The organism is Burkholderia sp. Bp8963 (assembly GCF_003854275.1).
Taxonomy (GTDB): Bacteria; Pseudomonadota; Gammaproteobacteria; order Burkholderiales; family Burkholderiaceae; genus Burkholderia.
In genome coordinates this window covers 172,031-186,084 of sequence record NZ_QTQP01000011.1, presented here as the reverse complement: position 1 = coordinate 186,084, position 14,054 = coordinate 172,031, and the positions used below count along the sequence as shown (strand labels likewise).

Below are 14,054 nucleotides of genomic sequence, written 5' to 3'. Positions count from 1 at the left end.
GAAGCATCGCCTTGCAGCGGATAGCCCCGGAAACTCCATTTGAAGGGGCGGGCGACCTGATTGTGCTCGCCGACGAACTGCTCGGTGCGCTCGCGCAGGTGCGCGGTGCTGGTGTGGCTGGCATGGCGCAGCACGCGGCGGGTGTAGCGGGCGAACCAGAGTTCGATCTGATTGACCCAGCTCGCGTGCAATGGCGTGAAGTGGAAGTGAAACCGCTTGCCATGCCGCGCATTGAACGCCTGCCAGACGGCTTGGGCGCGGTGCGTGTTCAGGTTGTCCCACACCACGTGCACCTGCTTGTCCGGGTACGCGGTTGCCACGCGCTCCATGAAGGCTACCAGATCGTTCTGGGTGCGCCGCTCACGGCACTCTGCCAGTACCTTGCCGGAATGCACATCCAGCGCGGCAATCAACGCCTGGGTGCCGTGGCGAATGTATTCGAATTCTCGGCGGCGCAGCCGTCCTGAGGCGGGCGCCCGTCCCGGGTGCTTGCGCTCGATGGCCTGAATGCCGGTCTTCTCGTCGATGCTCAGCACCACCGCGTTTCGCGGCGCCTTGCGGTATAGCTTGCAAATCACGTTGACCTTCTCGCGAAAGGCCGGGTCTGGACTGTGCAGCCATTGCTGGACCCGGTGCGGGCGTACGTCGCCGGCCTGCAGAATGCGCTGCACGTGACTGCGGCTGATTTGCTCGACGACACCGCGCTCCACGGCACGCGCCGCAATCTCGTCGAGCGTCGGCGTGACCCGCCCCTCAGGTTCCTGGGCTTCACACGCCAGCGCAATCAACTGCAGTCGCGCTTCGTGTGTGATGCGTGGTGGACGGCCACTGCGCTCGCCTTCGCGAATACCTTGGGCACCTTGCCGGGCAATGCGCTTGCGCCACAGGCAGACCGTTTGCACCGAGACACCCAGCTCCCGCGCAATCACCGTATTGGAGTGACCCTCGTGGGCCCACAACGCGATCCGCGCCCGCATCACGTCTCGCTGCGTGGCCGTCTTCCGCTCGATCAGCGATCGCAGTTCCTGTCGTTCTTTATGCGCCAGCTTCACTGGCGTTGCATGGCGGCCTCGGCTCATTCGCACATGATAACCGAGGCGGTTAATTATTCAACCTATTTGCGGGATGTTGTACTAGCCTGGTCGCCATGAAGACCAATAGGAGCTAAGTTCTCGACCATGCAGAGATGATGGCTCTGGCCGGTCTCACCCGCCTGGATGTGCAGCGTGCCCGCGACGCGCTGCGCGCGCAGGGGCTGCGGGCGGCGCGCTGACGCGCGCGGCGTCGCTGTCGGAGGCGATCCAGGATCTCGTCGCGCGCCTGGCGGCGCGACTGCATGAGGAAGCCCAGGCGCTCGTCGACCAGCAGGCCGCGGCGGCCGCAGCGGAGCGGCAACAGGCGCTGGCCGAGCGCGCAAAGCTCGCCGACGAGCTCGCTGCGCTGCGCACGCAATTGGCGGACACCGCTGCGGCGCTGGCACGCGAGCGGGCCACGCGCGAGGTGGTGCAGCAGCGCGCGCTGGCGCTCGAACGCGTGAACCAGCAGCTCAGCGACCAGGCCGAGCGGCTCACGGAGCACGCGGGGTTTCGCCAGTCCCTCGAGGACAAGCTGGCGCACGCGCATGCGGCGCTCGAGCACTACCGCACGGCCAGTCGGGAGCAGCGCGAACGCGACATGCTCGTGCGCGGAGCCAAGTTGCTCGACATCTGACATTCTTCGCTGGAACGCGACAAAATCCAAGGTTTCGGTGACGCTGCGCGACAAATTCTCAATCTCGGTGCAACGTTCTTCGCTGGAACGCGACAGCGTCCATCGCTTCACCAATCGGAACCGCATCTCGTAACGGGCAAGGCCGCTGGCGCGCGTGTTCGTTGTTGCATAACATCGTCCCCAATGTTGGTTGCCTGATTGTACCCATGAGCCACGTTTGCCATCGATCGCTACATCGAAGCCGCGACGCGCGAAAACGCCCGGTGCAAATGCGACGTTCAAGGCGCTGCAGGCCTGGACGATCACCATGAGGCGACCTTCATCGGCATGGGCTGCGTCGGGGCAATCGATCGCCCATTGGCGCCGAGCTTTTGGGGACGGCCAACCCCAGCCATAGGCCGGGACGCCGACTTGGCCGCTTGAACGTTACAACCTTTGGGAGTAGAGCCATGGTCGCAGTCAAACATGACGATCTTTCTATGGCTTTCGACTTCGTTAGCTTCGCGGCGCCAATGGAGCATAACGCGTATGTCTCACTCGATACCGGCAAGGTCTATTGGACTTCTGATTCTAACGACGCGTTCGACGAGGAGATTCCGGACGACCTTGAAACTTCGGATCGCTACCTTGCGATACCGCATAAGAGCGAGCTCGATCTTGGGAGAAATCTCGCCTTGCGGTTTGTCGCGCAAGAATTGCCTGCGTGTTACGACCAAGTCGAAGGATTTTTCCGACGGCAATGCGCCTACTCGCGCTTCAAGGAATTGCTTGAGCGCGAAGGCGTTCTCGAGCTTTGGTATTCATTTGAAGCGGATGCTGTCGAAAGAGCGCTGAGGCAATGGTGTGCCGAAAACGGGCTCGAGATTCTTGAGACGGGCCCGGTCCGTTAAACACCGTAATGTCTGGCCGCACAGGTGACACATTGCGGGTTCAGGTGCCGCCGTAATCGAAGTAACGCATAGCTTCGCTGCCGGGCGGATCGGAACACACCGTTCGCAATTTTCCGCTATCGGCCAAGGTTTGCGACGATCTCTGGTCATCTTATGTGCTGGCCCAGCGATCCGTATGTGCGTGCGTTTGGGGACATCGCATCAGGGTAGAAGCGCCGCGCGCAAATCAGCCAGCGTGATCAACACGGTCATCGGATCCAACGGCGATGGCTCGAATCCAAGCTGCACGTAGAAGCGTTGCGCGTCCGTGGACAGTGCGTGCGCGAGCACGCCGCGAATGCCGATCGTGTCGGCAGCTTGGGCGATTCGCAGGCCGGCGTCGCGTAACAAGCCGCGGCCGAGGCCATGGCCCTGCCACCGGCGATCCACCGCGAGCCGCGCGAGTATCACGACCGGCACGGGATCGGGCATGTTGCGCCGAAACCGGCCAGGCGCGGCCGCAACATCAACGGCACCGGAGGCGAGCGCGTAATAGGCAACCACCCGCTGGTCATCGCAGACAACGAAGGTGCGCGAGGCACCGCTGGCCTGATTACGCAGCGCACGGCGCTTGAGCCAGTCGTCGAGGGTGGGTTCGCCCGAATCGAACTCCGCTAGCCAACCTGCCTGAGCGTGTTCGAGCGTTAACGGTGTGGGCGTCCGTAGCGTCATGCGATGGGCTCAGCGGGGCCATCCCACGGCGCCGGGGTTTGCATCGTGCGCACCAGGCGGGAGTTGGGTGCAGGTGGCGCATCGAGGCGTGCGATGAACGCGGCGTACGCCTGCGGGCTGGTGCGCACGAGGGACGCCTCGAGTAAGGTTTCCTCGGCGGCGGCCCGTGCAGCGGCCAGGATGAAGTCGGTACGGTTCTGGCCACGTGCGGCCGCCGCGCGATCGATTAGATTGCGCTCGTCGGGCTGAATACGCAGATTAAGGGTGTCGCGCTTGGGCGTACTGGTATGGGTAGCGGACATGAGAGCGCTCCAGGGGAAAGTCATCACAGTGTACGCCGATTTGCGCTGACAATGTCATTACAGGGGTGACATTGTCAGTACGTGCGCTGGCGCTGATTCGTAATTCAAAGACTTGTTTGCAAGGCAAACGTCGAGCACAAAAGTAAAATAATTCGGACCCCATTTTTAATTTATATAAATGTTTCATGCGATTTTAAATGGGATCTAACTTTATGATCTGAATGTAATGTAGATCGCGCCCCAACGCTGTGTTACGACGAAAAGGACGGCAGCACAAAGTGCCGCCTGCAACGTGATCGAGTTAAATGGGACTCGACCAAGTGTCCGCGCCTCTGTTTGTGTCAAACTGGCAGCCATGCATCCGTCCCCGACACCGCTCCCTCGCCCCGATTCCGCTCCCGCCGGCTTCCCGGATGCCGACGAACTCGCCGCGCTGCGCGCGTGGTACGCCGGCCTGGCCATCCGTCAGGCGGTGGCCCGCTACCTGCCCGAGCGGATCGGCGACGGACGCTCGGCCCGCGGCGTGATCGGCGGGATTCGCCGACGCCTCGTACGGATTGCGCGAGACGTCGGCCGGCTCGATCTTGCCGATGTCCTGACGCACGCAGACGGTGAGCGTTTGCGGGAAGCAAAAGCAGTCGGCGAAGCGATCGAAGCATTGCGTCACGCCCGCGCGCCTGTGCCGCAGATCAGCGACGACATCGGCGACTGGCTGCCCGCGCGCGCCGTTGCCACGCTGCGCGCGCATGGGATCGCAACGCTCGCCGATCTCACCGTGCGGATTCCGCGCCGGCGCCAGTGGTGGAAGGCAATTCCCGGGCTCGGCCCGGCGAGCGCGCGGCGCATCGAGGCGTTCTTCGCGACGCATCCGGCGCTGACGGAGCGGGCGAGGGCGCTCGTCGTCGAATCGCAGCGCAGCGGCATCGTGCCGTGGGAGCAGTTGCGGCTGCCGAACGAGGTCGACGGTTCGGCCGGCACGTTCCGCGCGCCTCGCGCGACCAGCACGCTCGATGCGGATAACGACTACGCGGCCGTCCAGGCGTGGCTGTCGCTGCACGAATCGGCGTCGACGCAGCGCGCTTACCGGAAGGAAGCCGAGCGGCTGATCCTGTGGGCAATCGTCGAGCGGGGCCGCGCGCTGTCGTCGCTGACCACCGAGGATGCGGTCGCGTACCGCGCGTTCCTGCGTCACCCGACGCCGCGGGAACGCTGGATCGGGCCAGTCCGCCCGCGCCACGCGGCCGACTGGCGTCCGTTCTCCGGTGGCCTGTCCGCGCGCTCGGCCGCCCACACGCTGTCGGTGCTCGGCGCGTTGTTCCGCTGGCTGATCGAGCAGCGCTATCTGCTTGCGAACCCGTTCGCGGGCGTCAAGGTGCGCGACACGCGCCGCGCGATCGTGCTCGACACATCGCATGCGTTTACCGAAGGGGAATGGCTGCTCGCGCGAACCATCGCCAACGGGCTTGAATTGTCGTACGGCTGGGAGCCGGCCGCCGCGCAGCGGTTGCGCTTCATCCTGGATTTCGGCTATGCGACGGGCCTGCGCGCGAGCGAACTGGTCGGCGCGACGCTCGGCGACATCGAAACCGACGCGCACGGCGATCCGTGGCTCAAGGTCGTCGGGAAAGGGCGCAAGGCGGCTCGCGTCGCGCTGCCGCCGCTCGCGCGCTCGGCGCTCGACCGCTTCCTGGTCGCCCGGCAGTTGCCGGTCACGCCGAGCCGCTGGCGCCCGGAGACGCCGCTGATCCCGAGCCTCGCCGAGGATGGCGCCGCGGCGATCACCAGCGTGCGGCTCTGGAAAGTCATGCAGCGCTTCTTCGCGCAGACGGCCGATCTCGTCGAGACGGACAACCCGGCGCTCGCCGCGAAGCTGCGGCAGGCGAGCCCGCACTGGATGCGTCACACGCATGCGACCCACGCGCTCGCGCGTGGCGCCGAACTGACCACCGTGCGCGACAACCTCCGTCACGCGTCGATCTCGACGACGTCGATCTACCTGCATGGCGACGACGTGAAGCGTGCACGGCAGTTGTCCGACGCGTTCGCGGCCGATAAATGATGCAACGCGGGGCGGTAGCGCGATCTGTTGGCGGCATCGCCCGATCGCCTGCATACTGTCCGGTCACCTATCGACAAGGACCGAAAACATGGCTTCCAGCCAGAGCACCGCAGATTACATCGTCGAGCAGATCGCAGCGGCCGGGACCGTATCCGCGCGGAAGATGTTCGGCGAATACGGTATCTATTGCGACGGCAAAATGGCGGCGCTCGTCTGCGACGATCGTCTGTTCGTCAAGCCGACGCCCGAGGGCAGCGCGTTTCTCGGCGATTGCGACCAAGCGCCGCCTTATCCGGGGGCCAAGCCGCATTTCGTCATTTCCGGCGAGAAGTGGGACGATCACGAATGGCTGTCGCAGCTGATCCGGATGACCGCCGCACAATTGCCGGTACCCGTGAAACGCAAGCGATAGCGGCAATGCGGACCGGCTGTCGTTCGACGGATCGCACATGCGACATCGCCCCGATACTTGCCGATGCATTTTGCTGCGGCGCAAACGCGATGACGTGACGAGCGCGTCGGAAAACGCACGAGGAGGCGTATCCTACGCGCAACGACCGCGCGATTGTCGCGGCAATCCGGAGCTCATGAATGGAAAAATCCGCACATCCGGGCGGAATGACGCGTGCCCGTCCGGCATGGCAGGCGTTGCTTGCCGCATGCTGTGTGTTCTGGAGCGCGCTGTCGTTCGCTGCGAACGACGCGGCGACGCTGCGTGACCGCTACCAAAGCCTGGCGGTGCAATTGCAGCACAACCCATTTCGCCGTCCGCTCTATCTCGAGTCGTCGGAAGCGAACTCGACGCTCAAAGGCGACATCTATGCGGTGGTCGATTATCCGTTCAGCGTCGTCAGCGGCAAGCTCAGCGACCCGGCGCAGGGCCCGGCCAACTGGTGCGCGGTGCTGATCCTGCATCTGAACACCAAGTATTGCCATGCGTCGGCCGGCGACAGCGGCGCCGTGCTCGACGTCAACATCGGCAGGAAAATCGAGCAGAAGCTCGCGGATACCTATCGCGTGCAGTTTCACTACCGCGTCGCGTCGTCGACACCCGACTACTTCCAGGTCGATCTCAGCGCCGACACGGGCCCGATGAGCACGAAGGACTACCACATCGCGCTGGAAGCCGTGCCTGTCGACGACACGCACACGTTTCTGCACCTGACGTATTCGTACGGCTTCGGCACGATCGGCCGCGTGGCGATGAAGACCTATCTGGCGACGATCGGGCGCGACAAGGTCGGATTCACAACCGCCGGCAATGCGCTCTCCGTACGCCCCGATTACATCGGCGGCGTTCGCGGGCTGCTGGAACGCAACACGATGCGCTACTACCTTGCGATCGACGCGTATCTGGCGACGCTCGGCAAGTCGCCGGATCAACGCTTCGCGCGCTGGTTCGATGCCACCGAGCAATATCCGCTGCAACTGCACGAACTTGATCGGCAGGATTACCTGCAGATGAAGAGCAAGGAATATCAGCGTCAGCAGGTTCAGCGGTAGCGGGATTCCGGTTCGGGCTCGCCGACCGTCCACGCCATTGAAAAAACACGCCCGCATTGCTGCGGGCGTGACTCTCCTCGTTGTCGCCGGAGGGTTATTTCCACGCCGGCGCCGGCGTTATCTGCGTCGTATACGCTGTCGCCGGCAACAGCGTGATATAGGAAACCGGCTGGCCGCCGTAGCTTTCGGTCGATGTGCCCGATTTGATGCCCGTCACCGGAACGACGACGGATTGCCCGTCGCTGCGTGTGCCGCTCAGCACGATCGATTTGCCGGGCGTGAGCGTCGCCACGACGTTCGACGTGTTGTAGACGCCCCGCTGCAGCGCGAGCGTGCCAAGGTCGCTCAGGTATGGACTGACGATCGGCAGCCCCTTGTAATACCTGTTGTACTTTGTCAGCGTCGCGTTCAGCAGATCGCCGAGCAGCGAGCTCGAGCCGCTGTAGCTGCGCAGGTTCGACTGGTGGAACATCAGCGGCCGCAAGTCGAACGTGAGCAGGTAGCTCACGAGCGTATCCGACACCTTGTCCAGCACCTGCGGATAGGTCAGGTCGTAGCCCCACTTCGTCGGATCGATGCCGTTTGCGCCGTAGAAGTAGTTGTATTCATTGACCCATTCCTGCGGCTGCGTCACGTTGTAGAACAGCGCGGTCGCATAGCGCGGCACTTCGAAGATTGCCTGGTTCACGCAGTTGTACTTGCCTGCATTGAACGCGGGCAGCGGCCACGGCGCGCCATTGTCGTTCGTCGGACAGCCGGCCGTGCCGACCGGCGGCGTGGGCTTCGACGAATCCGACACGAGCACCCGCGTGCCGAACGATGCGAGCGCACCGAGCGTCGTCGCGTTGTAGAGCCCGGAAATCTCCGGCGTGACGAGCGCTTGCGTCGTGTACGCCGAAAACCCGAAGCGCCGTGCGACGTTATGGTTGTTCTGCATTTCGGCGGTGACCTGCGCGGCCGTCGTCGTGAACGGCGGATCCAGCAGCAGGTGGTCGTAGGTGTGGCTGATCCACTTGAAGCGGCTCTGGTTCGAACGGACCCCGGTTGTCAGCGTATCGTTGCCGACACCCGGATAGTCGCCGAGGCCGCCATACGCGGTGCCGTATCCGGCGCCGTTGAACGCGAACGAGAGCTTCAGCGCTGCCGCGTTGGCGGTCTTGCCATTGACGTTCGATTGCCACTTGACGACGTTGTCGAGATCGGCGCCGGTGATGCGGTACTCGCACGACGTGGTGCCCGTATACGACGCAACTGATCCCGGTGGATTGCCGAGCGGGCATTGTCCCGGCGGATTCGTGCCCGTTGTCGCGCCGGTGCGCACGTCGTACCAGAGGCCGGTGAGGTCGGACTGCGCATACGGAAAGAGTTCGTCCGGAATGCCGACATCGTCGACTTGCGGATCGAGGTACACGTGCCGGTTGCCGAGGTACAGCCCGCGCGTGAGCCAGTTCACGATCCCGTACGACAGCGTCATCGAATGGACCAGGAACGGGTTGTGGTCGAACATCAGCGACAGGATTTCCCGCGATGTGCTGTCGCCGGCAAGTGGCGTCGTGTTCGCGAACAGGCATGTTGCGGCGACCGGATACGTGACGTTGTTCGTGCCTTTCGCCTGCAGCACTGGCGTGACGCTCGTGCCGGCCGGCAGCGGGCTCGCCGGCGACGCGAAATAGGCCCACGCGCTTTGCACCGTCAGCGGATTGCTCGAGTTCGTGCCGGCGTTCAGGTACGGGAACAGCGCCGCGCCCGATGTCGTCAGCGTCGAAGGCAGCGGCGAAGCGGTCGTGTCGCGGTAGCCGGCATACTGCAGGCAGGCCGAGTCGCCCGGCCACGTGTACAGGCTCGCGAGCCGCACGTTGTACTTGAACTGGTAGCGCGCGAGCGTCTGCGCGAGCGCGCCGCCGGCGAACGGGTTCATGTAGCGGTAGTCGCTGACGGGCAGGATGATGCCCTCGTACAGCGCGTGATTGCCGGTTTCAAGCGGCGGCAAGGTCGGATTGGCGGTGTCGTAGCTGTAGACCGCATACGGGATGCCGATCCGGTCGAGCGCCGTTTGCGCCATCTGCAGTTCCGGACCGTTGCCGGCCTGCTGACTCGTGAGAATCAGCACCTTGAGGTCGATCTGCGTGTCGGCCGGCACCGCGTGGGCGAGATTGGCCAGCAGGCAGAGTGCCGCGGCGACGATGCCACGCGCCATAAAATTCGGAAAACGAAATAGTGATCGTATTACGCTCATGACGGACCTCACGCATCGGGTATCGGATGACGGGACGTTTCCCCCGGGTAACGCAGCGAGGCGGTGCCTAGAGTTTTTTCGGCGTGAAGGCCTGCTTGCGCATCGTTTCGCCCGGATGCGGGCCGGTCGGCATCGTCGGCGGCCTGGCTGGCACCCGGGCCTCAGGCGCTGGCAGGTGATGGCCGGTGGGGCGTTTGCCGGCGCCGAACGCGGCGGGCGAGTCGAGTGCGGCGGCAACGAGCAGTCCCGCGCAGGCGCAGGGCAGCAGCGTGCGCCACGCGAGCCGGAGCGGGTGGGTTCTGCGGGGTGTCATGATTTCCTCGTAACGCGGCGTTGCGTGTCGAATACGTTGCACAAACGGCCATGACGTCAGCGGCGTCGCAGAAGCGTGATGCATGCCGATGCTCGCCAGGCATATCCCGGGGCAATGACGACTGGTCTCCTGCACAGGCCGGGGCGGTCGTCGCGAAAGCGAAACGGCTGTCTCCCGACGGGCCATGATTACAGCGTGATGACGCCCGCACGACAAGTTTTCCGACCTGTACGGCAGGTGTAAGCTATATGCATGCCATCAGTATTAAGTCATTGATTTGTTGGCATATTTGTCGCTGTAATGTCAGTGTGGCGTCTGGGAAACGTAAGAAACGTTTCAGGTGCGATACGTTTGGTGTGAACGGCGTGCTGGCGGTGACGCGAACGGCGACTTCGATATTTCAGCTTTGCCGCGGCTTTAGTGGGGTACCAAAGGTTGGCATACGGTTGCGACGTTGGAGAGGCGGTCAATCAACGGCACGCAATACGTCCGTGTTTCTTGGTGATCACTTCACCGAATTCGTCGATGCCCAGGTGCAGTCTGGTCGGTATGGCTCGGTGAGCGATGTCGTGCTGGCTGGCCTGCGTCTGCTCGAATCGCGTGCCGCGGGCGAGCGCTTCTGTGGCGTGGGTATGGCGTGTCCAGTGGGGGCTGGCGCGATGCAGCTTTTCAGCCAACACAGGGCCCCCTTCGGGGTCGAGCCGAACTGCAAGGTCTTGCGGATTGCCCCGTCGGGTTACCGGCGTTATGCCGCACAGCTTCGCGATCCGTCGCGGCCCGGTGCCCGCGCGAAACGCGATGACTTTCTGCGCTCGCAGATCAAGCGTGTCTGGCAGGCCAACATGCAGGTCCATGGCACGGACAAAGTCTGGAAGCAGTTGAAGCGGGAAGGCATTACGGTGGCATGTTGCACCATGCGGGCAAAGCGGATCCCAATGTGGCCGCTTGGAGCGCGACCGTTGACGCGCCAGCGCTCTTTGTTTCAGCCATCACGATCATGGAGCTGGAAACCGGTGTGCTGCAGATCGAGCGCCGCGATCCGGGGCAGGGTGCGCTGCTCAGGGCATGGCTTGACGGGCATGTCCTGCCCGAATTCACGGGGCGCGTACTGCCCATCGACACTGCGGTCGCGCTGCGTTGTGCGCGGCTCCATGTGCCGGATCGGCGCTCCGAACGTGACGCGCTCATTGCCGCGACCGCACTCGTGCACGGCATGACGGTCGTGACGCGCAACGTGGCCGACTTTGCCGAAACAGGCGTCACGATCTTGAACCCGTGGGATTGAGGCAGGACTTCGCGGAACTTGGAGGTGAGCGTCGAGATTCGCACGGCGCGACGCAACGCCGGCCAGACCTTGCCGAGCACATGCGCATCGAGGCCGGACAGGTCGGGCGGCGCGGCGTCTAAGCGCGGTTGGCCACGCGTGCCGTCGAGCGTCGCGATGAGTCGGTCGGCGAGGGCGGTTCGGGTGGATTCGTTCACGTTGGTTGGCAGCGCTCTTCTGCCGGGGGCGGCCGTGTTGTTATCGAGCAGGTCAGCGGCTGCGCAAGCGCGCCACCATCTCGTGAATCACGATATGGCGGATCGCCCTCAGCAGATGCATTTCGCCACCGAGCGTCGCGGTCAGTTCGGGGCGGCTCGCGATCATCGCGTCGTTGTCGCGCGCGACGTCGAGCAGCAGCTTGTCCGCTTCCGCCGGAATGCGCTGGAGCAACTCGTCGACGTGACGCATAGCGGTGCCGCGCGCAAGCCCGAGCGCCGCGCCGGCGGCCTCGAGCACGTCGCGCGTGAACTCCGCATAGCGCCGCACGCCGGCGACCGGCCGCGTGAATTCCGCGAGATCGGGCCACCGGCTCTTCGCGCTGTAGGTTGCGGTTTCGTATACGCCGTCGCACAGCAGGTCGTAGTGCGGCGCCAGCGTCATCCCGCTGTCGCCGATGAGAAAGCTCAGGTTCTTCAGATGCGAATCGCCGTTGCCCACGACGATGCAGAACACGAGCCACCGGAAGATCCGCAGCCGCGCCGGCGCCGGCGCGCGGCACGCATTCGCGAGCGCCGCGAGGGCGTCGAGCGACCAGCCCGTGTATTTCATCATGGCGGCGAGGTTGAGCACCTGGCAGCCGTCGATCGCATGCCGCCGCTCGACGCCGTTGGCCGTGACCTCGCGATCGAAGCGGCGGATCACGTAGACGGGCGCCGGCACGTAGCGTCGCTCGACGTCCGGCACGTCGAGACCGACGCGGCGCGCGAGCGTCATCACGAACCACTCGTTGACGACGGAGTGCGGATAATCGTGCGCGTGCGGATGATTCGGCTTGAGGATGTGCGTCGAGATCGCCTGGCCGCTCGGCTCGAACAGCCGCCCGTCGCGCAGCACGACCGGAAGCTTGTGCTGCGCACCCGCGAGCGACATCTTCTTCGGCGCGTCGTGCGTGAGGGGGACGGTCGGCAGATTGCGGATGCGCGCGTCGAGTTCGGCGTCGTCGAGCGGCCGCAGCCGCGTGTCGGCGTCCGCGAGATCGTCGGGCGTGCGCAGCGTGACCGAGCCGGCCGATTCGCGGCCGTAGTGCGCGAGCAGCGCGAACGCGTCGCTGATGTCGGGCAGCCCTGCGTCGCTCGCGAGCAGCGCGCGGACCGTCTCCTCGGGCAACAGGTTGTCGAAATACCACTGGACCGGACGCGTGGTCGCGCCATCGCGCAAGAGGTCCGCCTGAAGGGGCAGGTGAGGGCTCAGCGCGAAACGGGACGGAGCGTCGAGCCATGACCGCGCGTATTCGAACGCCCACAGGTTGCGGTCCTCGTGCAGCGTGCCGATGTGCTGGCCGTCGATCGACGCGATGAGGGCACGCTCAGTCATGCGGCGTCTCCGTGCCGTCCCGGCTTGCCGCGCGCGCGGCTTCCGCGTCGATCAGGATGCGATGCGCGATTTCCAGCGCACGCGCTGCCGTGGGCGCGTCCGGCCGATGCGGCGGGTGTTCGGTGCCTGCGGGCCGGGCGATGGCGGCGGATCCGGACGCCTCGGCGTCGGCGACCAGCAGCCGGGCGGCCTTCAGCACGCGCTCATCGGCGAGCGGCATGGCACGCGGATGGTCGTCGTTTTCGTCCTGCGTGTGAGCCGCGTCGACGCGCAGCAGCAGGCGCTCGGCGGCCCGTCGTTCGCGGACGCTCGCGCGATGGTTCGCCCTGGCCGACTGGCGCTGGAGCAGTTCGTCGCTCACGTCGGGGATGTCGAACACGACGCGAACGCCGAGCCCTTGCAGGATCTGGAACAGCTTGCCCCACTGGACAGTGTCCGCTCCGCGCTCGGCCTTGACCATGAACGATTCGCTGACGCCGACGCTGCCGGCCGCGTCGTCCTGGCGCAGGTTCTGGATCTTGCGGGCGGCGCGGATCACGCCGCCGATGTCCGACGCATGTTCGATCGGGTAACGCATGTCGGGAAACTCCAGCCGCAGGGACCCCAGCAGCGCGCCAGATGGTCACGGCGCGGACGCTTCGCCCGCCACGGCGGCAGAATGAAAAACTGTACGATCAAACAGTATTGCATCTGCGGCGCGAAAATCAAGTGAAAACTGTGCGATCAGCGAGTTTTGACGTCACACGCCACGTTGATGAAAAAAACCGTTTGATCGTACAGTTTTCTGGGGCCAAGCACATTGCATCCGGGAAAACTGTTTGATTGCACAGAATCTGGCGATGGTCGCAACCTTGGCGCATGGCCGGCAAGATGCCCTCTCCGCAGTGAGCGGAGCTTCCCACTCGCTGAATGAAATGCCTTGCGGATGTTGCCAGCCATTAGTTCGGGTACTTATCTGGTTGCTCCATTGCTCGCGGGCCTTGGCATCCGTGAAGGTGCGCAAAGCGGACTCTGACAGCAGGGAGTCCCAACCGCGTATGTCGATGATGCGCACCATTGAGGCTTCGGCCTTGTCGCGTTTTGCATATTCTCCAGTAATGGTGGGGCGGCCACGAAAGTTATCGCTTTTATCGAAGACGAGTTTTGGAAAACCACGATGCGCAATTTGGCAAGCTGTTGGGCTTGGCTCGAATTGAATCGGAATGAAAACTCCGTTTTCGATCGAAGCGGGGTTGGATGAGTTACATCAATCGGCCTCTCGGCGAATTCAATTTTTTATTGACGTGGTCGGTGTAGTTCTAAGTGCTTAAATAATTCGCGATGACGAAAGCCTTGTGCGTGGCTTTCGGGCGACATTGCAGGGTGAGCGTACGCGTCCGTAGGCGTCCGTGACCTGTCAAAAAAATCAGGATGACATTGAACGCCCGGTGGTCTAATTTGTTATGAAATACGAATCGGCATAAGGCCAGGAGA

At 64.0% G+C, this 14,054-nt stretch carries 13 protein-coding genes and 4 pseudogenes; 7 read left to right on the top strand and 10 right to left on the bottom strand.

The window, feature by feature from the left end:
* The coding region (locus tag DID96_RS12285; protein ID WP_124599582.1) for an IS630 family transposase at positions 1-1,079 on the bottom strand (1,079 nt) is incomplete at its 3' end.
* Positions 1,080-1,164: 85 nt separating this feature from the next.
* Positions 1,165-2,019 carry a hypothetical protein gene (locus DID96_RS12280; RefSeq protein WP_124599581.1) on the bottom strand — a complete coding sequence of 285 codons (855 nt, stop codon included), beginning with the start codon at positions 2,017-2,019 and terminating at the stop codon, positions 1,165-1,167.
* 140 nt (positions 2,020-2,159) lie between these two features.
* Between DID96_RS12280 and DID96_RS12275 the strand changes: the two genes are divergently transcribed.
* A complete protein-coding gene (locus DID96_RS12275) occupies positions 2,160-2,600 on the top strand; it encodes a hypothetical protein (protein WP_124599580.1) in 441 nt (146 codons plus the stop codon).
* A 201-nt stretch (positions 2,601-2,801) separates the two neighbouring features.
* Here the strand turns inward: DID96_RS12275 and DID96_RS12270 are convergent, their stop codons facing one another.
* Positions 2,802-3,311 carry a GNAT family N-acetyltransferase gene (locus DID96_RS12270; RefSeq protein ID WP_124599579.1) on the bottom strand — a complete coding sequence of 170 codons (510 nt, stop codon included), beginning with the start codon at positions 3,309-3,311 and terminating at the stop codon, positions 2,802-2,804.
* The gene (locus tag DID96_RS12265; RefSeq protein ID WP_124599578.1) at positions 3,308-3,613 is read right to left on the bottom strand and encodes a DUF1778 domain-containing protein; all 306 of its coding nucleotides are present in this window, start codon (positions 3,611-3,613) and stop codon (positions 3,308-3,310) included. The genes DID96_RS12270 and DID96_RS12265 overlap by 4 nt, the downstream gene beginning before the upstream one ends.
* A 355-nt stretch (positions 3,614-3,968) precedes the next feature.
* On the opposite strand from DID96_RS12265, the gene DID96_RS12260 reads away from it, so the two are divergent.
* The 3 genes from DID96_RS12260 (at position 3,969) to DID96_RS12250 (ending at position 7,175) form a co-directional block, all read left to right on the top strand.
* Positions 3,969-5,672: a site-specific integrase gene (locus DID96_RS12260; protein ID WP_124599577.1), complete on the top strand. Its 1,704-nt coding sequence runs from the start codon at positions 3,969-3,971 to the stop codon at positions 5,670-5,672.
* A gap of 88 nt (positions 5,673-5,760) precedes the next feature.
* On the top strand, positions 5,761-6,084 hold the full coding sequence (locus DID96_RS12255; protein WP_124599576.1) for a TfoX/Sxy family protein: 324 nt from the start codon (positions 5,761-5,763) through the stop codon (positions 6,082-6,084).
* Positions 6,085-6,263: 179 nt separating this feature from the next.
* Entirely contained in the window at positions 6,264-7,175 is a 912-nt protein-coding gene (locus DID96_RS12250) for a hypothetical protein (RefSeq protein ID WP_124599575.1), read from the top strand.
* Between the two features lie 94 nt (positions 7,176-7,269).
* Here the strand turns inward: DID96_RS12250 and DID96_RS12245 are convergent, their stop codons facing one another.
* Positions 7,270-9,372 carry a hypothetical protein gene (locus DID96_RS12245; RefSeq protein WP_124599574.1) on the bottom strand — a complete coding sequence of 701 codons (2,103 nt, stop codon included), beginning with the start codon at positions 9,370-9,372 and terminating at the stop codon, positions 7,270-7,272.
* A gap of 106 nt (positions 9,373-9,478) precedes the next feature.
* Positions 9,479-9,808 carry a hypothetical protein gene (locus DID96_RS38860; RefSeq protein WP_260463866.1) on the bottom strand — a complete coding sequence of 110 codons (330 nt, stop codon included), beginning with the start codon at positions 9,806-9,808 and terminating at the stop codon, positions 9,479-9,481.
* Positions 9,809-10,170: 362 nt separating this feature from the next.
* Between DID96_RS38860 and DID96_RS12235 the strand changes: the two are divergent.
* Positions 10,171-10,326: pseudogene (locus DID96_RS12235) on the top strand (type II toxin-antitoxin system ParD family antitoxin); the annotation flags it as partial.
* Here DID96_RS12235 and DID96_RS38855 read toward each other — a convergent pair.
* Positions 10,323-10,407: pseudogene (locus DID96_RS38855) on the bottom strand (site-specific integrase); the annotation flags it as partial. The pseudogenes DID96_RS12235 and DID96_RS38855 sit on opposite strands and share 4 nt — an antisense overlap.
* Between DID96_RS38855 and DID96_RS12230 the strand changes: the two are divergent.
* Together DID96_RS12230 and DID96_RS12225 are read left to right on the top strand one after the other, a co-directional pair.
* A pseudogene (locus DID96_RS12230) lies at positions 10,396-10,641 on the top strand (IS3 family transposase); the annotation flags it as partial. The pseudogenes DID96_RS38855 and DID96_RS12230 overlap by 12 nt on opposite strands.
* Positions 10,629-11,009 carry a type II toxin-antitoxin system VapC family toxin gene (locus tag DID96_RS12225; RefSeq protein ID WP_124599573.1) on the top strand — a complete coding sequence of 127 codons (381 nt, stop codon included), beginning with the start codon at positions 10,629-10,631 and terminating at the stop codon, positions 11,007-11,009. The pseudogene DID96_RS12230 and the gene DID96_RS12225, both read left to right, overlap by 13 nt.
* A 249-nt stretch (positions 11,010-11,258) precedes the next feature.
* Here the strand turns inward: DID96_RS12225 and DID96_RS12220 are convergent, their stop codons facing one another.
* The 3 genes and pseudogenes from DID96_RS12220 to DID96_RS39390 all read right to left on the bottom strand — a co-directional run.
* Positions 11,259-12,581, bottom strand: a complete 1,323-nt coding sequence (locus tag DID96_RS12220; protein ID WP_124599572.1) for a HipA domain-containing protein — start codon at positions 12,579-12,581, stop codon at positions 11,259-11,261.
* Positions 12,574-13,119, bottom strand: coding sequence for a helix-turn-helix domain-containing protein (locus DID96_RS39535; protein WP_260463865.1), 546 nt, complete (start codon positions 13,117-13,119; stop codon positions 12,574-12,576). Before DID96_RS39535 ends, DID96_RS12220 begins: the two co-directional genes overlap by 8 nt.
* Before the next feature lie 359 nt (positions 13,120-13,478).
* Positions 13,479-13,766, bottom strand: a pseudogene (locus tag DID96_RS39390) (DUF4942 domain-containing protein); the annotation flags it as partial.
* Between the last annotated feature and the right edge of the window lie 288 nt (positions 13,767-14,054).

Excerpts from the sequence above, each read along its gene's own strand:
- DID96_RS12280 (WP_124599581.1), bottom strand. The coding sequence starts at position 2,019 with ATGGTGATCGTCCAGGCCTGCAGCGCCTTGAACGTCGCATTTGCACCG.
- DID96_RS12275 (WP_124599580.1), top strand. The coding sequence starts at position 2,160 with ATGGTCGCAGTCAAACATGACGATCTTTCTATGGCTTTCGACTTCGTT.
- DID96_RS12270 (WP_124599579.1), bottom strand. The coding sequence starts at position 3,311 with ATGACGCTACGGACGCCCACACCGTTAACGCTCGAACACGCTCAGGCA.
- DID96_RS12265 (WP_124599578.1), bottom strand. The coding sequence starts at position 3,613 with ATGTCCGCTACCCATACCAGTACGCCCAAGCGCGACACCCTTAATCTG.
- DID96_RS12260 (WP_124599577.1), top strand. The coding sequence starts at position 3,969 with ATGCATCCGTCCCCGACACCGCTCCCTCGCCCCGATTCCGCTCCCGCC.
- DID96_RS12255 (WP_124599576.1), top strand. The coding sequence starts at position 5,761 with ATGGCTTCCAGCCAGAGCACCGCAGATTACATCGTCGAGCAGATCGCA.
- DID96_RS12250 (WP_124599575.1), top strand. The coding sequence starts at position 6,264 with ATGGAAAAATCCGCACATCCGGGCGGAATGACGCGTGCCCGTCCGGCA.
- DID96_RS12245 (WP_124599574.1), bottom strand. The coding sequence starts at position 9,372 with ATGGCGCGTGGCATCGTCGCCGCGGCACTCTGCCTGCTGGCCAATCTC.
- DID96_RS38860 (WP_260463866.1), bottom strand. The coding sequence starts at position 9,808 with ATGCATCACGCTTCTGCGACGCCGCTGACGTCATGGCCGTTTGTGCAA.
- DID96_RS12225 (WP_124599573.1), top strand. The coding sequence starts at position 10,629 with ATGTTGCACCATGCGGGCAAAGCGGATCCCAATGTGGCCGCTTGGAGC.
- DID96_RS12220 (WP_124599572.1), bottom strand. The coding sequence starts at position 12,581 with ATGACTGAGCGTGCCCTCATCGCGTCGATCGACGGCCAGCACATCGGC.